The sequence below is a fragment of the Flavobacterium sp. GW821-FHT11G01 genome, assembly GCF_058808175.1.
In genome coordinates, this window is record NZ_JBXARK010000010.1 from 87,409 (window position 1) to 107,643 (window position 20,235).

Below are 20,235 nucleotides of genomic sequence, written 5' to 3' on the forward strand. Positions count from 1 at the left end.
TATTACTTTATAAGAAGTTCTTTTTTTAATTGTAAAAGAAACATTACACTTGTAAGAGTAAAATACAATTTGCTGTGAGGAGTGACAAATTATATTTAGCAAGCGTAATGCTCTATTACAAAACGTTAAAATCTAAAAAAAACTGCAATCTAAATAAGGAATCGGTATGATTACTCCTTATTTATTTTCTAATATTTTTAATGATATCCAAAACCTGACTTACTTTATTTTTTAAGCCGTCAAAATCATTTTTATCTAATATATCTTTTGAAATTAATTGTGATCCAAGACCCACACAAGTTGCACCTGCATTTAACCATGAAGACAAGCTTTCTACTGTTGGGTAAACACCTCCGGTTGGCATAATATTCGTCCAAGGGCAAGGTCCTTTTATTGCTTTAATAAACTCTGGTCCGTAAATATCGGCAGGAAATAATTTTACAATTTCGCAACCTAATTCTTCAGCTCTCGCAATCTCAGAAAGTGTTCCGCAGCCTGGTGACCACAATACTTTACGACGATTACAGGCAATTGCAATATCTTCTCTAAAAACCGGTGTAACAATAAAATTAGCACCCAAACTCATATATAAAGATGCTGAAGCGGCATCTGTTATAGAACCAACACCTAACATCATCCCTGGCAATTCAGCCAAAGCATATTTGTTCAAAGCTCCAAAAACTTCATGAGCAAAATCGCCTCTGCTGGTAAACTCCATTAGTCGTGAACCACCATCATAACAAGCTTTTAAAACTTTTTTACTTATTTCTATATCTGAATGAAAAAACAACGGTACCATTCCGTTTTCTTTCATTTGCTGCGCTACTTCAATTCTTGAATATTTTGCCATTTTTTTATTTTTTATCTTGATACTAATCCGGCTGAATTACCACCAAGCATATTTTCAACTTCTTTTAAGGTCACTAAATTATAATCTCCTGCAATGGTATGTTTTAAGCAACAAGCAGCCACGGCAAAATCTAATGCTTTTTGATTATCATTTTGATATTGCGACAATCCGTAAATCAAGCCTCCCATGAAGGCATCTCCGCTTCCTACTCTGTCAACAACAGGTGTTACTTCTTTTACTGCTGCCTGATAAATTGCTTTTCCGTCAAATAAAACACCTCCAATTCGTTGGTGTGAAGCACTTACAGAATAACGTAAAGTTGTCGCTACAGTTTTTAAATTCGGAATCAAATCAAATAACTTCGTGTATAAAACCGGAAGTGATTTTTCATCCTGATAATTTGGATTTACTTTAGGTATTCCCAACATAAAATAAGCTGTATCAATATCTCCTAAAATAACGTTGCTGTATTGCAACATTTCTGGCATAACCTCACTTGGCGTCTTACCATATTGCCATAATTTCGATCTGTAATTTAAATCGCAAGAAATAGTAATTCCCATTTTGTGCGCTACTTTAATAGCTTCTAAACAAGCTTCTGCAGCGCTTTGAGAAATTGCAGGTGTAATTCCACTCCAGTGAAACCAGGTAGCACCTTCTAATACTTTTTCCCAGTTAATAAGTCCTTTTTCAATAGTTGCCATCGAGCTGTGCGCACGATCATAGACCACATTACTTCCTCTGGTTCCCGCACCTGTTTCAAGAAAATAGATTCCTAAACGCTCTCCTCCAAAAATGATATTTTTAGATTCCACGTTCATTTTTCGTATTTCTTTCAACGCAGATCCACCAATTTCATTCTCAGGCAATCTTGTTACAAACTCTGCATTTAAACCATAATTTGCCAAAGACACACAAACATTGAATTCACCACCTCCATAAGTAGCACCAAATGCTGTAGATTGTGAAAAACGCAGATGTCTCTCTGTAGAAAGACGCAACATAATTTCGCCGAATGCAACTATTTTACTCATATTGTTTTATTGTTTACCAGTAAAAGGCTTTTATTTTTTACCATTAAGAGATTAAGAAAAATTAAGTTATCTCTTAATGAACTTAATTTCTTATGGTTATTTTTTATTTACTTTTTTCTTAATGAACCTTAATATCTTAATGGTTCAAAAAAATTAAAATTTGAAATATTCTTTTGCATTATTGTATGAAATATCAGAAACCAGTTTTCCAATCCATTCCATATCAGCAGGAAGTTCTCCTCTTTGAATTTCATCTCCTAAAAGATTACAAAGAATACGTCTGAAATATTCATGTCTTGGGAAAGATAAAAAGCTTCTTGAATCTGTCAACATTCCCACGAAACAACTAATTAATCCCATGTTTGAAAGGGCATTCAATTGTTTTGTCATTCCGTCTTTCTGATCTAAAAACCACCATCCTGAACCAAATTGTACTTTCCCTCTAACGCTTCCGTCATTAAAGTTTCCAATCATCGTAGCCACAACTTCATTATCAGCCGGATTCAGGTTGTAAATAATTGTTTTTGTCAATTTATCTTTGCTATCTAATGCATTTAAGAAAGAAGATAGTTTTTGTGCCTGTGAATAATCTCCAATAGAATCCCAACCTGTATCAGGTCCTAAAATTCTGTGCATACGGGCATTATTATTTCTTAATGCACCTAAGTGAAATTGCTGTACCCAACCAAATTCATGGTATGTTTCTGTTAAGAATAACAAGATTGCACTTTGGAATTTCAATGCTTCTTCTGGAGTTACGATTCTGTTCTCTCTTTTCTTTTTGAAAATAGAAGCTACTTCAGCCTCTGTAAATTCTTCAAAATAAATTTGATCTAAACCGTGATCACTTAATTTACAGCCGTTTTGATTAAAGAATTCAATTCTTTTTCTCAAAGCATCTCGTAAATCAGCGTAAGTGTTAATCGCAACACCGGATACATCCCCCAATGTATCCAGGTATGCGTTATAGCCATCATTAGAAATTAAGATTGCTTTGTCAGGTCTAAAAGCAGTACTCATTTTTGTTCCAATTGGATTTTTTGTTAGTTTTTGATGAAACTCTAAACTATCAATCGGATCCTCAGTAGTACAAACTAATTCTGCATTTACTTTTTTAAGTAAGTTTTGTGTGCTGTAAGCTTCTGATTTTATTTTTTCAGAAGTTTCGATATATATTTTCTCAGCTGATTTTTCATTCAATAAATCATAGATATCAAAATAACGAGCCAATTCTAAATGTGTCCAGTGGTATAATGGGTTACGCATAGTATATGGAACCGTTTTTCCCCAGTTTAAGAACTTATCTTTATCAGAACCATTTCCGGTTACAAATTGTTCGTTTATTCCCAATGTACGCATTGCACGCCATTTGTAGTGATCGCCATTAATCCAAACCTGTGTGATATTATCAAAAATTTTATCTTCAGCAATAAACTGTGGATTCAGGTGATTGTGATAATCTATGATAGGCTGATTTTTTGAGTAATTATGATATAACTCTTCAGCGTATTTATTTTCAAGTAAAAAATTGTCGTTTATGAATGTTTTATTTGAGCTCATTTTTTTTATAATTGAGAATTATTCTTCGTTTGATGGTTTACCGATAGTTGCTAAAATTCCGCCATCAACATATAAAATATGACCATTGACAAAATCACTTGCTTTAGAAGATAAGAATATTGCAGCTCCGGCTAAATCGCCCGGATCTCCCCATTTTGCAGCCGGAGTACGGCTAATAATAAAATCATTAAACGGATGCCCGTCAACTCTGATTGGTTTTGTTTGTTCAGTAGCAAAATAACCAGGCCCAATTCCGTTGATTTGAACATTGTATTTTGCCCATTCTGTCGCCATGTTCTTAGTCAGCATTTTAAGTCCGCCTTTTGCAGCAGCATAAGCCCCAACAGTATTACGGCCTAATTCGCTCATCATGGAACAAATGTTTATTATTTTTCCTTGCCTTCTTTCAATCATTCCTTTCGCAACGTGTTTTGAAACGATAAAAGGAGAAACTAAATCAATATCAATAACTTCTTTAAAATCGGCAACTTCCATATCGATCAACGGAATTCTTTTAATGATTCCCGCATTATTAATCAGAATAGCAATTGGCCCAACTTCACTTTCTATTTTTGCAACAGCAGTTTTAACTTCCTGCTCATCGGTTACATTAAATTTATAACCCACAGCATTTATGCCTTCACTTTTAAGCACTGCAACAGCATCATTAATTTTTTGTTGAGAAGAATTTCCGTTTACTACAATTGTAGCTCCTGCCTCACCCAATCCTTTTGCCATCGCCATTCCAAGTCCGTGCGTACTTCCTGTAATCAGGGCAACTTTTCCTTTTATATCAAATAAGTTTGTCATGTTCTTATCTTAAGTCAGTTATTTTACAAACATCCATATCTCCATAATCTAAATTTTCACCGGCCATTCCCCAGATAAAAGTATAATTACTAGTTCCTGAACCTGAATGTATAGACCATGGTGGGGAAATAACTGCCTGATGATTGTTCATCCAGATATGTCTTGTTTCTTGTGGTTGTCCCATAAAATGGCAAACAGCCTGATTTTCTGGTATATCTAAGTAAAAATAAACTTCCATTCTACGATCATGTACGTGTGCTGGCATAGTATTCCAAACACTTCCTGGTCGTAACTCCGTCATTCCCATTTGTAACTGACAAGTTGTAACCACACTACCAATAATCATTTGGTTTACTGTACGGTGATTTGCCGTTTCCATTGTGCCTAACTGCAATTTATTAGCTTGTTCTAAACTAACTTTTACAGTTGGATAATGAGTATGGGCTGGTGCAGAGTTTATGTAAAATTTAGCCGGATTTTTGCTGTCAGCGCTTTTAAAAATGACTTCTTTATTTCCGCTTCCGATATATAAAGCATCTTTAAATCCTAATTCATAAGATGTTCCTTCAACAACAACAGAACCGTTACCGCCAACATTAATGATCCCCATCTCTCTTCTTTCTAAAAAATAACCCGCTTTTAGAGGATCAATAGTTTCCAGAGTAAGATCTTTTACAGGAACAGCAGAACCAGCAATATATCGATCATAATGAGAATATGTCAATACGATTTCATTCTCCTGCATTAAATCATCAATTAAGAATTCATTTCTTAACTGTTGTGTGTCATATTGTTTTACTGCTTCAGGGCTTGACGCGTATCTTGAACTATATTTTGTCATAATTTTTATTTTAATGTAATCGATTGCACAAAATTATATTTTTATCTTCAAATATCATAATACAAATGAAAATTTATTTGTGTAAATTTTACACTTCTACTTTTTTCATTCGGGGAACTAAAATATGCATAATCAGCCAAGCCACTAAATATGAGGCTCCACAGATACAAAACATGATAAAATACCCTGTTTCGATTTTTCCTATTTTAGTATAATAAACAAACATGTTTTTTTGAACCACTAAAGTTAGTAAAATTCCACCAAGTGCTCCGAACATACCACCAATTCCTGTTACTGAAGCAGTTGTCTTTTTTGGAAACATATCTGAAACTGTTGTAAAGATATTAGCGCTCCACGCCTGATGTGCAGAAACAGCTAAACCAATTACTAAAATTGCCCACCACATGTTTATAGCTCCCAAATACTGAGAAAACAATACTGGTAAAACAGCAAAGGCATAAATCAACATACTTGTTTTACGTGCTTTATATGCTGGCCAGTTTTTATTAATTAATTTCAATGGTAACCATCCGCCTCCAATACTTCCAACACTTCCAATAACATAAACTAAAGCACAAGGCCAAATAATTCCCGTAGCCGAAAGTTTGTATTGTTTCATTAAGAAGTCAGGCAACCAGAATAGATAAAACCACCAAACCGGATCTGTAAGTAATTTTCCGATAGCGAAAGCCCAGGTCTGACGAAAACTAAGTAATTTAAACCATGATACTTTTTCTGTATCTTCAACTTCAGTTGTTACTATTTTATCTGAATTGATATATTCTAATTCAGCCTGAGATAACCTTTTTTGTTTCTCTGGTACTTCATACAAAACAAACCATAATGCAAGCCAGACAAAACCAACAATTCCGGTTAAGATAAAAGCCCATTGCCAGCCATAATTTTCTGCAATAAAAGGCACAGATAATGGCACAATAATAGCCCCGATATTACTTCCTGAATTAAAAATACCGGTTGCTAAAGCTCTTTCTTTTTGCGGAAACCATTCAGCCGTAGCTTTTATCGCCGCAGGAAAATTTCCAGCTTCTGTAATTCCCAAAAATACACGTGCAATTAAAAAACCTGGTGTTCCTGTTGCTAATGCGTGACCAATTGCCGCCAAACTCCACAAACCAGTTGCAATGGCATAACCAATTTTAGTCCCTAATTTATCTATAATTCCTCCCGCAACCAGCATTCCAAGTGCATATGCAATTTTAAAAGCCAGTTCTATATTCGAATAATCTATTACTTCTTGTTCCGGTGTCCAATGAAAAGCTTCTGCTAAAAAGGGTCGGAGGTAACTAATTACATTTCTATCTAAATAATTTACTGTCGTAGCAAAAAAGACTAAACTACATATTGTCCAACGATACTTTCCTATCGCTGCATTGGCTTCATTCATAGTTTTATGGTTTGGTTGGTTAGTTAGTTTGGTTGATCAGAATCTATTAAAGATCTGTAATCGGGCTATACTTTGGAACTAAACTTTTCATTACAATCCAACCTGTCAAATAACAAACTGCACAAATCGAAAAGATGATAAAGTAGCCGGCTTCAATTCCTTTAAAGCCCATAAAAGCCATATTAGTTTCTTTTGCATGATCGAATAACATTCCTGATCCTTTATTAATTAAAGTCGAACCAACACCTCCTGCCAAGCCACCAATACCTGTAATGGTTGCAATTGCTTTTTTAGGAAACATATCTCCAACTGTTGTAAAAATATTTGCTGACCATGATTGATGTGCAGCACCTGCAATACCAATGATGATAACTGGCAACCAATAACTAATATAACCTAAGGGTTGCGCGATTAAAGCCAATAATGGGAAAAATGCAAAAATTAACATCGCTCTCATTCTACCTTCATACGGGTTCATTCCTTTCTTTTCTACAAAGTAAGTTGGCAACCAACCCCCAATGATAGAAAGTAAAGTAATCATGTATAAAACAAATAACGGCAAAGCTGCTTCGGTAGAATCCATTCCGTAAACTGAACTTAAATATGCTGGTGTCCAGAATAAAAAGAACCACCAAACACCATCAGTCATAAATTTTCCGAAAGCAAAAGCCCATGTTTGTTTGTATTTAAAACAATCTATAAATGAAACCTTTGTTCTGGTATCAAGAACATATCCAACTAATTTACTGTCTGCAATATCATCTTGTTGAATGTATGCTAATTCTTCAGCACTAACTTTTGGGTGTCTCTCTGGTTTATCATACATAAAAACCCAAAATCCCATCCATACAAAACCTAAAGCACCAATAATGATAAATGACATTTCCCAACCGAAAGATTTTGCAATAAACGGAATAGAAATTGGTGCTGCTAATGCACCAACAGTTGCACCCGCATTAAAAATACTGGTAGAAAATGCTCTGTCTTTTTTAGGAAAATATTCAGCAGTAGTTTTAATCGCTGCAGGAAAGTTTCCTGCCTCACCTATTGCCAAAACAAAACGGGCAAAAATAAACAAACTCACACTCACATTAATTACCATTCCGGTATCGTTAACCGCGCGAATGGCATCTTTTGCTCCTTCAAAACCTACGAACCAGTTTCCTGTAATTATTCCTGAAGTTGCTATCCCACAAAAGGCATGTAAACAAGCCCCGATAGACCATATTCCGATTGCCCATAAAAACCCTTTTTTGGTATCCAGCCAATCCACAAATCTTCCTGCAAAAAGTAATGATACTGCATAAAAAATGGAAAATAAAGCAGTAATATTTCCATAATCATTATTAGTCCAATGAAATTCCGGAGCTATAAAATCGCTCCATGTCAAAGAAAGAACCTGTCTGTCTAAGTAGTTGATAGTAGTTGCAAAAAACAACAATGCACATATACTCCAACGATATCTTCCTGTTGATTTATTAGTTTTACTAATAGAAATTTCATTTGTTTGATTCATGGTAACGGTTTTATTCTAAATTTATAATTTTTGGTGTTTTGGACAATCCATTTATTTTTAAGTCAGAACTTCAAAATCAAGGGATTAGTGTAACAAAAAACAATTAATGTAATCGATTGCACAAATATACTTTTAAATCTTAATAATACAAATAAATTGTATAAAAAATTATTTTACTACTTTAAATTAACATTTCACATAAAAAAAAGAACACAAAATTACACATTAAACAATATATATGTTAAATGTGAACATGTGAAATTTGTCCGTTTTGTATGTCACAATTGTACTGAGATCAATCTTTTTAAATCTATTTATAAAGAGTATTCTTATCCTAAATTTAAAGTTCTTATATTACGGTAAAGTTGAGAAATCAATAAAAAAATATAAATTTGAATATCCTCCTGTCAAATTAATTAAAAACTAAAGCTTATAAAATTGGAAAACTCAAAACACTTCATTACTGGAAAATCTCTTTTAAACCTGATTTTATTCTTCGGAATCACAAGTCAGCTACAAGCTCAAAATCAGGTAATTCCATTGTGGAAAACCATTCCACAAGAAATTAAAGCTTCTGATTATCAAGAAAAAGAAATCATAAAAGATGGAAAAGTACAAAGTACAAGTCAGGTTTCAATACCAACGTTAAGTATTTTTTTCACAAAAGAAGTAAAGCAAAATCAAACGGCTGTAATTATTCTTCCGGGTGGTGGATATTCGCATTTGGCTATTGATAAAGAAGGAACTAAAGTTGCAGAATGGCTTAATAGTTTAGGAATTGTAGCTTTTGTTTTAAAATACAGACTGCCGAGCGATTTAATCATGACAAACAAAACCGTAGGTCCGCTGCAGGATGCGCAGGAAGCTATGCGTATTGTACGTTTAAATGCTGCAAAATGGAATATTGATCCGAATAAGATTGGTATTATGGGATTTTCTGCAGGCGGACATTTAGCATCGACGTTATCAACTCATTATGATGAAAGAGTATATGAAACTTCTTCAAAAATAAGCGCACGTCCTGATTTCTCGCTTCTAATTTACCCTGTTGTGTCTATGGAAAACGACATAACACATAAAGGATCACAAACTAGTTTATTAGGCAATACTCCATCAAAAGACTTAATCGATTCTTTTTCGAATGAGAAAAAAGTAACAGCGCAAACGCCAACTACTTTTATCGTACATGCCACAGATGATACGGCAGTTTTACCAGAAAATAGTGTAAATTATTATTTAGCACTCAAAAAAAACGGAGTTACATCTGAGTTACATTTATATGAAAGTGGTGGTCATGGTTTTGGTCTTGGCGTAAAAGACACCAGTAAATTCTGGACCAGAGATTGTGAAGAATGGCTTAAAGCTCATGGATTTTCGAATTAATACTTTTCAACTAATCTGTTTCAAACACCCACGGTTTTAATCTTTTGAACACATCGTGATGAATGTTTTCGGATAATATAGAATCAAAACCAGATGTTCTGGAGAAATATTAAAATTTCATACTCCCTGGATCATGTCTTAACGCAGAGAACACAAAGGTTTTTCGCAGAGTCCACTAAGATTTAAGTTGTATTTTCACAATGTGAGTCCGCAAAGCTTTGTGAATTTTGTATTTTCACTAGACTTAGCATAATTAAAAACTTTGCGTTCTCTGTGGTATTTTTTTCTCTACATAAGTTAGGATTGATCCATAATATATTGTTCCACGGTTTAAACCGTAGGCCATATTCTATAATATTACTAAATATCAGATTTCATAAAAAAGGGTTTTTAAATTTAGTTAACGTGTAACCAAATCTAAAAACCCTATAAAAATTAGACTCTCTTGTATGTCTTGCAAACTTATACAATGATCACGATCAAATGAATTCGTCAAATTTTCATTAAAAAAACGTTTCTCCAAAAACTGTTTTAAGAAGAACATTATACTGTTAAAAAAGGCAAAACAGTATAACTTTTGATCTTCTACAACACAAAACTACAAGCAACTTTTAAGAAAAACTTACGGTTTTCCTCATTTTTGCGCATTTTTTTCACTTTTAACATTTCATTTTTTTCAATTTATTGTATTCGTTTTAGTTAACTCTTTTCAATAAAAACAACATTGCTGAGAAAAATACTATGCAAACATATATCTCCTTGTAAATTACTAAGAAATTTCATTTTGAAAAGTTGTTATCTCCCGAGGTTTCGGGCTAAGTCATTAAAATTTCTTTCTTATTCTAGATTAAGTTGAACTGAGCATTTATGAAATACATTTGTAAAGTAAATTAGTTCTTTACGGTTGCTCAGAAGCTAAGTTTCTAAAATTTGTTTCTTGTTCTAGATTAAGTTGAACTCAGAATTTAAGAAATACATTTGTAAAGTAAATTATTTCTTTAAAGTTTCTGAAAGGCTAAATTGCTAAGATTTCTTTCTTGTTCTAGATTAAGTTCAAAAAAGAATTTATGAAATACATTTGTAAAGTAAATTAGAAGCTTTATCAACAGCTAAAAAGAAAAAAACTTAGAATCTTAGCGTATTAAAAATACCAGAATCTTAAAACACTGAATCATGAAAATATTTGAATTCTTAATACTCGGAAAAAACGAACCAATATTGGAGATTTTACTTCGATTGGTGAATGCTTACGAAAACTGGAATGCGGTAGGCTTCAGCGATGAAAAGTCGGCTCAGGAATATTTTCTAAATCACAAAATAGACATCGTTCTGCTGAGTTCCGGAATCGAAGATCATGTCGAAAAAGAATTTACTTCTTTTTGTTTAAAACAACAACCCGATGTCGAAGTAATTGAACATTTTGGCGGAGGAAGTGGCTTGTTAAAATCAGAAATACAACACAGATTACATCTTAAAGGAAAAATTTAGGTACCAGAATTTTTCACATCAATGCCTTTTTATTAAAACTTTTACGAAGATCGCCTAACCATTGACGATATATCGTTAAAATCATTATTGCCTTTTTTCAAAAATTCGTTATAAATCAACGCCTTACAAACAAGGCACTGCTTTTGAACGCAATAAACTGAAAATCAAACTGAATATAAATTTTAAAAACTTTTTTATTAACACACAAAATAACATTACCATGAAAAAATTAATCTCAACAACAGTTTTATTATTCGTAACATTCATTGGATTTGCACAAAAACCAAGTCCTGCATTATTAAATCCAACAAATCACACTTTGGTGCTTGTTGATTATGAAAGCCAAATGGCCTTTGCTGTAGGAAACATTCCTATTGATCAATTACGCAACAATACTGCTCTGGTTGCCGGAGCTTCAAAAATATTCAATGTTCCAACTGTTGTAACAACGGTAGCAGAAAAATCATTCAGTGGACCTGTTTTCCGTGAAATCGAAGAATTCTATCCACAAAAAACCTCAAATTATATCGATCGTACTTCAATGAATACCTGGGAAGATGGTCCAGCTTATAAAGCTATCATCGGAAAAGGCAAAAAGAAAATTGTTTTTGGTGGTTTATGGACAAGTGTTTGTATCGTAGGACCAACATTATCAGCAATTAACGATGGTTACGATGTTTACGTAATAACAGATGCAAGTGGAGATGTTTCTAAAGAAGCACACGAAATGGCTGTAACCCGCATGGTTCAGGCTGGCGCTCACCCAATTACTTCATTACAATATTTACTAGAGTTACAACGCGACTGGGCTCGTCAGGAAACTTATGTAGCTGTTACTGATTTGGTTAAAAAATATGGCGGTGCTTACGGTGTTGGTGTTCAATATGCACATGAAATGCTAAAACACTAATTCATAAATTGTTCTTGATTGGTTATCTAAAAAAAGGCTGTTTTAAGTTACAGCCTTTTTTTCCTCCAAAGCTTCAAATAAAAAACTACTATTATGAAACCAAAAACCTTACTGTCAGCCTTACTTTTAATTCTTTCCCTACCAATTTTCGCTCAGGGCAAAAGTGCCACACTTATTGTTCATCATGCAGTAATTCATACTTTAGACAATAAAAACAAGATTGTTGAAGCTATGGCTGTCGCCGATGGAAAAATCCTGAAAACAGGAAAAAATAATGAAATCTTAAAATTAAAGAACAAAAATACCACGATAATTGATGCTAAGGGAAAAGTAATTATTCCCGGAATATTTGATTCTCATATGCACATTATTCGCGGAGGAAGATTCTTTAATACCGAATTACGCTGGGACGGCGTTCGTTCCCTAAAAAGAGCTTTGACTATGCTAAAAGAGCAGGCACAAAGAACACCAAAAGGTCAATGGGTTCGTGTTGTTGGTGGTTGGAATGCTTATCAGTTTGAAGAAAAAAGATTACCTACTTTAGAAGAAATAAACGAAGCAACCGGCGATGTCCCTACTTTCGTTTTGCATTTATACGGACATGCTTATTTGAATAAAGCAGGCTTAGAAGCTTTAAAAATTGATGCCAATACACCAAATCCAAATGGCGGACTGGTTGAAAAAGATGCCTCAGGAAATCCAACCGGATTATTAGTGGCAGAACCAAATGCATTCATCTTATACTCTACCCTTTCTAAACTTCCTGAATTAACTCCTGAAGAAAAAATAAATTCGACCAAACAATTTATGTCTGAAATGAATCGTCTTGGTGTAACGGCTATTATTGATGCCGGAGGCGGATTCCAAAACTTTCCTGATGATTACGGCGTAACAAATGGTTTATGTAAAGACAGCGACTTAACTGTCAGAATGCCTTATTACTTATTTGCCCAAAAAGCAGGAAGTGAACTTAACGATTACACAAAATGGGTCAGCACCGTTGAAATTGGCGAAGGATGTGATGATCATGATGAAGATAAAGTAGAATATCACGCGCAAGGTGCAGGAGAAAATTTAGTAATGAGTGCCGGAGATTTTGAAAATTTCGATAAACCAAGACCTGAATTAAGTCCGGCAATGGAGGGACAATTAAAATCGGTTTTGTCATTATTGATTAAAAACAGATGGCCGTTTAGAATTCACGCGACTTATAACGAAAGTATTACCCGTTTTTTAAATGTCATTGAAGAGATTGACAAAGAAACACCTTTAAATGGCTTATTGTGGTTTTTCGATCACGGAGAAACCGTTTCCGTTGAAAATCTAAAAAGAATCAAAGCGTTAAACGGAGGTTTGTCTATTCAGCACAGAATGGCGTATCAAGGTGAAAGTTTTATAAAAAGATATGGAAAAACGGCTACTGCAAACACGGTTCCGCTCAAAAAGATCCTTGAAATGGGAATCAAAGTCGGAATGGGGACCGATGGAACCCGTGTTGCCAGCTACAATCCGTGGGTTGGATTATATTGGCTAACAACAGGAAAAACCTTGGGAGGCACAAAATACATGCTGGATGAAAATATTCAGGACAGAACAACTGCTTTAAAATTATTCACTTACGGAAGTGCACAATTGATTAATTTAGAAAAAGATCGCGGAATATTAAAAGCAAATAATTTGGCCGATTTCGTGATGCTGTCTGATGATTATTTTACTACTTCAGAAGAGAAAATTCTAAACATAGAATCAAAACTGACTGTCGTAAACGGCAAAGTTGTCTATGCCGATAACGAATTTAGAACGTATGCGAATCCAATTCCGAAAGCGATTCCGGAATGGAGCCCGGTAAATTATTTTGGAGGATATCAAAAAAACTAAGTTATGAAGACTATATTCCGATTATTGTTGCTTTTGGGTTTCTTTTACACCTCAAATGCACAACAAAAAATGACATTCCAAAAGCTGCGATATGACGATGATTTGACTTATTTAAAAGATTCAACCAGAAACTGGTATGAAAAAATCAAATACATTCCACTTGGCCAAAACAGCAAATATTATGCAACCATTGGTGGCGAAGCGAGATTGCAATACACCTATACTGTAAACGACAAATGGGGCGATGAATCTGATGAAGGCGACGGTTATTTACTCTCTCGTTATTTGCTTCATGCCGATGTTCATTTGGGAGCTTTCAGAACTTTTGTGGAGCTACAAAGCAGTTTAGCCAACAGCAAAATCGATCCCAGTCCGGTTGATGAAAATGAATTAGATTTTCATCAGGCTTTTCTGGATATTGATTTTATAAGAAGTGAAAACGAACGATTGACATTGCGTTCCGGAAGACAGGAAATGTCGTATGGTTCACAGCGTTTAATTGCCGTTCGTGAAGGCCCAAACAGCCGACTTGCTTTTGATGCAGTCAAATTATTTTATAAAAAAGACAATTGGCAAACTGATGCTTTTTACACACATCCTGTAGCTAATAAACCTGGGACTTTTAATGATGATTTCAACGAAAATGCGCAATTTTGGGGAAGTTACACCGTGATTCATAAAGTGCCTTTTATTCAGAACATTGATTTCTATTATTTAGGATTGTGGAAAAAGAGAGCTGTTTTTGACGATGCCATCGGAGAAGAAAATCGTCAGTCAATTGGAACCCGAATCTGGAAAAATAAAGGAAACTGGAAATATGATTTTGAAGGATTATATCAATTCGGAACAATAAATCAGCAATCCATCTCGGCCTGGACGATTTCCTCTTTTGCCTGTTATACTTTTTCAGAAGTAAAATTCAAGCCCGAAATTGGTTTAAAAACAGAGATTATTTCAGGAGATAAACATTCAGACGACAATCATTTGCAAACTTTTAATCCATTGTATCCAAGAGGCGCTTATTTTGGGTTAGTAGCTTTAATTGGTCCATCGAATTTAATTGATATTCATCCTTCCATTAATTTGGAATTAAGTCAAAAATTTAACCTCGGATTTGATTATGATATTTTCTGGAGACAAACGTTAAGTGATGGTTTATACGCACCCAATATGCAGCTTTTGTATTCAGGAAAAGATACAACCGAACGTTTTATAGGTTCTCAATTGATCTCTAATTTAGATTATACTGCAAATGATTTTCTGGCCTTTACACTAGAAACCGGCTGGTTTAATGCGGGCTCTTTTTTAAAAGAAGTCGGAACAGGAAAAGATTATTTTTATGCGGCTTTGACGGCACAATTTAAATTTTAAATTTGCATAAAACCAGATCTTAAAATGGAAAAGAAATATTCGGTTGCCATTTATCCTTCTCAAGATGTTATTGCTTCGGCAAAAACAATGAAGGATTATTTAAAAAGCAAAATCGATTGGTATAACAGTTGTAATTCTGTCGCCCATATTACAATCTGTGAATTTACAATTGCAGAATCGGAAATCGAAAAAATCAAACAAAAGCTTTTTAAAATCTGTGATACATTTATTCCTTTTCCCGTTTATTTAGATCATTTTGGATCTTATGAAAATAGCGGTGCCTTTTTTATTGCCCCAAATGAAGATTCGAAAGTAAAACTAAAACCAATTCTGAAAAAAACTCAGGAAGTTTTGAAAGCTTTAAATCTCAAAAAAAGCGACGATCCGCATATGTCCATTGCAAGACGATTAACTCCGGAAAATCTTAAAATTGCTTCACAACTTTTTACTACAATTGATATTGATTTTTTATGCTGCGAAATTGTCTTACGAGAATTGGATCCAATTAAAAAACAATTTTTTGTAATTGAAACTATTCCATTTGGCAGTAATCCTCAACCGGAATTAATTCAGGGTAGCCTTTTTTAACCGCAAGGTTCGCAAGGATTTTACGCAAGGTTCGCAAAGCTGACTTATTTAATCTCGCAAAGACGCAAAGTCGCAAAGTTTATTTTCTTTGCGACTTTGCGTCTTTGCGTGAAATTACTAGCGCCCTTTGCGTAAAATCCTTGCGAACCTTGCGGTTAAATTCACACAAAGCAAAGAATCTGAAACTAAAACCAATTTTTCGTATATTTGAATTTTACAATTCACTCTTATGAAATCCCTAGATTCATTTTACCAGGATATTACCGAAGGTTCTTCTGTAGAACCAAATTCCTTATTACCCAACGACATTAAAAAAGAAATTGGTCATTTTAATGTTTTTGACATCAAAGAACTTTATGAAAGACTGAAAGACAAGCCTTCTATGCCTTATGACAGAAGGGCTTACTATAAAATCAGTTTGATTCGGGGTAAAAACAGAGCCGAATATGCCGATAAAATAATCGAAATCGAGAAACAAGGACTTTTATTTGCCACGCCAAAAATTCCTTATAATTATTTACCTCAAGACACGAATCAATCCGGGCAATTTTGCGTTTTTACAAGTGAATTTTTATCCAAAAACAAAAGCGGAATTGATTTGGATGACCTTCCTATTTTTGCTTCTGACGGTTATCCAATTTTTCAGCTTACTGATGAAGAAGTAACTGAAGTAGAATTGATTTTCAACAAAATACAAAAAGAAATTAACTCTGATTATATCTATAAATACGATTTAATCCGAAATTATGTTGCGGAATTAATTCACTTTGGACAAAAATTACAGCCTATTACGGCACTTTATTCTAAACATAATTCGGCTGCAAGGGTTTCCTCTTTATTTGCTGAATTATTGGAAAGACAATTCCCAATTGAATCACCACATCAGCGATTAGAACTGCGAACTGCGAAGGATTTCGCTGAAAGATTATCGGTTCACGTAAATCATTTAAATAAGGTTTTAAAAGAAAATACCGGAAAAACCACAACCGAATTAATCAGCACACGTCTCATAAACGAAGCCAAAATCCTTTTGAAACAAACGGATTGGAACATTTCTGAAATAGCTTTTTCTTTAGGTTTTGAAGAATTGGCGCATTTTTCTAATTTTTTTAAAAAACAAACATCTTTTACACCTTTGGCTTTCCGAAATTAATTTTAGATTTTAGAATGTAGATTTTAGATTCTAAAATTGGAATTTTGAATTTATTATTTGGAATTTATTATTGCCCTGATTTGAATTTCGCAAACTTCGGTTTGAAATTTACAATTCCCCAGCTCTGCTTTGCTCCTACCTTTGTCTTATCAATTTAAAAGATCAAAAAGATGAACTTAGCAAACAACAAAATTTTAATAACAGGCGGTGCAAGCGGTATTGGACTTGGCCTGACCGAACGTTTTATTCAGGAAAATAATGCTGTTATTATCTGTGGAAGAAGAGAAACTGTTTTAAACGAAGTAAAAGCAAAATTCCCAACCGTAATTACAAAAGTATGCGACTTATCAGATGAAAAAGAGCGCATATCACTTTACAAATGGATTGCAGAAAATCACCCTGATTTAAATGTATTAATCAACAACGCCGGAATTCAAAAATGGATTTCTGTAACCGATGCTGATTTTTACGAAAGCATGAAAACAGAACTTAGCACCAATATCGAAGCGCCTTTACACCTAACTTCTTTATTTATTCAATTAGAATCACTTACAACGGTAATGAATGTAACTTCCGGATTGGCCTTTTCACCTTTCGCAAAAGTTCCGGTTTATTCGGCTACAAAAGCTTTCTTTCGTTCGTTTACAATTTCACTTCGTCATATTTTGAAAACAAAAAATATTGAAGTGATTGAAATTATTCCACCAGCATTGAATACTGATTTGGGCGGAGTTGGACTTCACGACGCGCATCCAAGCGTGAGCAGTTTTATTGAATCAATTTTTGAACAACTAAAACAAGGAAAAAACGAATTAACTTTTGGAACCAGCGAAACAAGATTAAACGCAAGTGTTCCTGAATTAAAAGCGTCGTTTGAGGCGTTACACGGGAACTAATAATTTAAACAGATAGAAACATAGATATTGTAAACGTATAGAAGGCATTTCATTTATTTAAACAAACATAGAAATGCAGATAAAACAAACAGTATGTTGCCTCTATATAGGCTATGTGTGAGAAACTAGTTTCTTTTTATACCCTTTTCAAAGGAAAAATCTATGTTTCTATGTGTTTAAAACAATTCACAATTAACCATTCACAATTAACAATTATAAAATATGGCAGTAAATACAAAAATAGCTCTGGTTACAGGAGGAAGCAGAGGTTTAGGGAAAAATATGGCAATCGCAATTGCAAAAAAAGGAATTGACGTAATCATTACTTACAACAGTAAAAAAGAAGAAGCTGATTTGGTTGTAAAAGAAATCGAAAACTTAGGTCAAAAAGCAGCTTCACTTCAATTAAATGTTGCTGATTCAGGTACTTTTGATTCTTTTTTCGGAAGTGTTTCAGAAATTCTAAAAGCTACTTTTAAAACAGATAAATTCGATTTTCTGGTAAACAATGCCGGAATCGGAATTCATAATTCATTCATCGGAACAACTGAAGCCGAATTTGATCAATTGACTAATATTCAGTTTAAAGGTCCGTTTTTCTTAACTCAAAAAGCATTAAACGTAATGAATGACGGTGGCGGAATCGTAAATATTTCAACAGGATTAGCCCGATTTTCTTTTCCGGGTTACGCGGCTTACGCTTCAATGAAAGGCGCAATCGAAACTTTGACAAAATATCAGGCAAAAGAATTAGGTGGAAGAAAAATCAGAGCCAATGTTGTAGCTCCGGGTGCCATCGAAACAGATTTTGGCGGAGGTGTTGTTCGCGACAACGAACAAATGAACCAACAAATTGCGTCAGTAACTGCTTTAGGAAGAGTTGGTTTACCTGATGATATTGGCGGAGTTGTTGCCTTTTTATGTACCGAAGAGGCACGTTGGGTAAACGCACAACGTATTGAAGTTTCTGGTGGAATGAACCTTTAATAATTGTGAATTGTTAATTGCGAATTGTCATTTCATTTTTCACAATTCACAATTCACAATTTATTTTATCGCTTTAAAAACAAAACCCGATAGATTTAAGTCTATCGGGTTTGTCGTTTCATTATATTTGAATTAGTAAGCAAGCGTATTTTAATTTTTCTCGATGATAACATCAAATCCTCCATTCTGATCAAAAACAACATCATAAAATCTGGAATTTTTTTGTACCCCAACTTCGTACGTTGTTTTACTTTTATAATCTACCACAACGGCAACTTCACGAATGGCATTTGGTGCATAATTTTTCTTTAGGTAAGCCTGTGCTCTCGGTGGCAATTGACTTAACGGAATCTGTAATTCATAGGCTTTTAAAACGCCCAAATTATCATAAACTGCAAGTGCTTCAGCATTTGTATCGGTTTTGAATTTGGCTTCATAGCGAATTTCATCATTGTCATCACCAACATATTCCACAGCCCAAACAGGTATTTTATTTGGATACTCCTTCTGAAAAGTAAACAAAACTTTCTCAGGTGGTGTAATTTTCTCCTTCATATTAACGCCTTCCTGTGCGATCAAAAAACCACTACATAAAAAGAAAACAGCTACAAACACGTTTTTCATGATTTCAATTTTTAAAATTTATCACTCAAATCAGCGTATTAAAATTACTACTTTTTTTGTAAGAAAAAATAGATTGTAAAGATATTTTTCGCACAGGAGCTTATTTTTAAAAAGTATAAATACACTTTTAAAAAAATGTTAAAAAATAAGTAACAAACTGAGATCTAATACGTCTTACTGTAAAACTACCAACCACTATGAAATTTAATCTTAAAAAATTTGAAGATTCGCCCCAGCTTTATATCCGGATAGGTGGAATACTCTACCTCAGTATCATAATTGCCGGCATATTCGGGCAACTTTTAGTTCGAAATAAATTATTGATTTATGGAGACCCAACGACAACTGCCAATAATATCATACATTCTGAATTGCTGTGGCGAATGGGCATTGCCGGCGATCTCATCATGCACATTTTCGATTTGCCTATTATGGTACTTTTATACTATCTCTTGAGACCCGTAAATAAAAAATTGGCGTTGCTTAATTTATCTTTCAATTTAATTCAAACTGCGGTACTGGCACTCAATAAACTAAATCTTCTGGCTGCTTTATTTTTTCTGGGCGATTCTGAATATTTAAAATCTTTTAGCCACGATCAACTGAATACTTTAGCTTATCTGTCTATTAAATTACACGATTTTGGATTTGCCATCGGATTGATCTTTTTTGCATTTGTTTGCCTTATCGAAGGTTATTTGATTTTCAAATCGGGTTATTTACCAAAAGCTTTGGGAGTTATGATGGCTATTGCAGGCTTGTGTTATGTAACAAACAGTTTTGCCTTAATTCTTGCACCAGAATTTTCTAATCTTGCCTTGTTATTACCTTGTTTTATTGCAGAATTATCGCTGAGTCTTTGGTTTATTTTTAAGGGAGTAAACCTGACTTTTTGGAAACAAAAAATGCTAAAATATTCGGTGTAAAAAATATACAAATCA

Annotated in this window: 18 protein-coding genes; 10 read left to right on the forward strand and 8 right to left on the reverse strand. The window is 34.0% G+C overall.

Annotated elements, in window-relative coordinates; translation table 11 throughout:
* Positions 1–181 precede the first annotated feature (181 nt).
* The 7 genes from AC1RRN_RS17415 to AC1RRN_RS17445 all read right to left on the reverse strand — a co-directional run bounded on the left by AC1RRN_RS17415 (position 182) and on the right by AC1RRN_RS17445 (position 8,016).
* Positions 182–850, reverse strand: coding sequence for a bifunctional 4-hydroxy-2-oxoglutarate aldolase/2-dehydro-3-deoxy-phosphogluconate aldolase (locus AC1RRN_RS17415; RefSeq protein ID WP_492968516.1), 669 nt, complete (start codon positions 848–850; stop codon positions 182–184).
* 11 nt (positions 851–861) lie between these two features.
* Complete coding sequence (locus AC1RRN_RS17420; RefSeq protein WP_492968517.1) at positions 862–1,884, reverse strand: PfkB family carbohydrate kinase; 1,023 nt, start codon at positions 1,882–1,884, stop codon at positions 862–864.
* A 153-nt stretch (positions 1,885–2,037) separates the two neighbouring features.
* On the reverse strand, positions 2,038–3,444 hold the full coding sequence (gene uxaC / locus AC1RRN_RS17425) for a glucuronate isomerase (RefSeq protein ID WP_492968518.1): 1,407 nt from the start codon (positions 3,442–3,444) through the stop codon (positions 2,038–2,040).
* Between the two features lie 18 nt (positions 3,445–3,462).
* Positions 3,463–4,254: a gluconate 5-dehydrogenase gene (locus AC1RRN_RS17430; RefSeq protein ID WP_492968519.1), complete on the reverse strand. Its 792-nt coding sequence runs from the start codon at positions 4,252–4,254 to the stop codon at positions 3,463–3,465.
* A 4-nt stretch (positions 4,255–4,258) separates the two neighbouring features.
* The gene (kduI, locus tag AC1RRN_RS17435) at positions 4,259–5,095 is read right to left on the reverse strand and encodes a 5-dehydro-4-deoxy-D-glucuronate isomerase (RefSeq protein ID WP_492968520.1); all 837 of its coding nucleotides are present in this window, start codon (positions 5,093–5,095) and stop codon (positions 4,259–4,261) included.
* A gap of 88 nt (positions 5,096–5,183) precedes the next feature.
* On the reverse strand, positions 5,184–6,500 hold the full coding sequence (locus AC1RRN_RS17440; protein WP_492968521.1) for an MFS transporter: 1,317 nt from the start codon (positions 6,498–6,500) through the stop codon (positions 5,184–5,186).
* A gap of 46 nt (positions 6,501–6,546) precedes the next feature.
* Positions 6,547–8,016, reverse strand: coding sequence for an MFS transporter (locus tag AC1RRN_RS17445; RefSeq protein WP_492968522.1), 1,470 nt, complete (start codon positions 8,014–8,016; stop codon positions 6,547–6,549).
* 438 nt (positions 8,017–8,454) lie between these two features.
* On the opposite strand from AC1RRN_RS17445, the gene AC1RRN_RS17450 reads away from it, so the two are divergent.
* From AC1RRN_RS17450 to AC1RRN_RS17490, 9 genes are all read left to right on the forward strand, one after another.
* On the forward strand, positions 8,455–9,399 hold the full coding sequence (locus tag AC1RRN_RS17450) for an alpha/beta hydrolase (RefSeq protein WP_492968523.1): 945 nt from the start codon (positions 8,455–8,457) through the stop codon (positions 9,397–9,399).
* 1,173 nt (positions 9,400–10,572) lie between these two features.
* Positions 10,573–10,887 (forward strand): hypothetical protein, encoded by a 315-nt coding sequence (locus AC1RRN_RS17455; RefSeq protein WP_492968524.1) that lies wholly within the window; start codon positions 10,573–10,575, stop codon positions 10,885–10,887.
* A 220-nt stretch (positions 10,888–11,107) separates the two neighbouring features.
* On the forward strand, positions 11,108–11,797 hold the full coding sequence (locus AC1RRN_RS17460) for an isochorismatase family protein (RefSeq protein ID WP_492968525.1): 690 nt from the start codon (positions 11,108–11,110) through the stop codon (positions 11,795–11,797).
* Positions 11,798–11,890: 93 nt separating this feature from the next.
* The gene (locus AC1RRN_RS17465) at positions 11,891–13,675 is read left to right on the forward strand and encodes an amidohydrolase (protein WP_492968526.1); all 1,785 of its coding nucleotides are present in this window, start codon (positions 11,891–11,893) and stop codon (positions 13,673–13,675) included.
* Between the two features lie 3 nt (positions 13,676–13,678).
* Complete coding sequence (locus AC1RRN_RS17470) at positions 13,679–15,046, forward strand: alginate export family protein (protein ID WP_492968527.1); 1,368 nt, start codon at positions 13,679–13,681, stop codon at positions 15,044–15,046.
* Positions 15,047–15,070: 24 nt separating this feature from the next.
* A complete protein-coding gene (locus tag AC1RRN_RS17475; protein ID WP_492968528.1) occupies positions 15,071–15,634 on the forward strand; it encodes a 2'-5' RNA ligase family protein in 564 nt (187 codons plus the stop codon).
* Between the two features lie 229 nt (positions 15,635–15,863).
* Positions 15,864–16,787, forward strand: a complete 924-nt coding sequence (locus AC1RRN_RS17480; protein WP_492968529.1) for a helix-turn-helix domain-containing protein — start codon at positions 15,864–15,866, stop codon at positions 16,785–16,787.
* A gap of 170 nt (positions 16,788–16,957) precedes the next feature.
* On the forward strand, positions 16,958–17,683 hold the full coding sequence (locus AC1RRN_RS17485; protein ID WP_492968530.1) for an SDR family oxidoreductase: 726 nt from the start codon (positions 16,958–16,960) through the stop codon (positions 17,681–17,683).
* 222 nt (positions 17,684–17,905) lie between these two features.
* A complete protein-coding gene (locus AC1RRN_RS17490) occupies positions 17,906–18,670 on the forward strand; it encodes an SDR family oxidoreductase (RefSeq protein WP_492968531.1) in 765 nt (254 codons plus the stop codon).
* Between the two features lie 150 nt (positions 18,671–18,820).
* Here the strand turns inward: AC1RRN_RS17490 and AC1RRN_RS17495 are convergent, their stop codons facing one another.
* Positions 18,821–19,294, reverse strand: a complete 474-nt coding sequence (locus tag AC1RRN_RS17495; RefSeq protein WP_492968532.1) for a PepSY-like domain-containing protein — start codon at positions 19,292–19,294, stop codon at positions 18,821–18,823.
* A gap of 197 nt (positions 19,295–19,491) precedes the next feature.
* On the opposite strand from AC1RRN_RS17495, the gene AC1RRN_RS17500 reads away from it, so the two are divergent.
* Complete coding sequence (locus AC1RRN_RS17500) at positions 19,492–20,220, forward strand: DUF4386 domain-containing protein (protein ID WP_492968533.1); 729 nt, start codon at positions 19,492–19,494, stop codon at positions 20,218–20,220.
* Positions 20,221–20,235 lie beyond the last annotated feature (15 nt).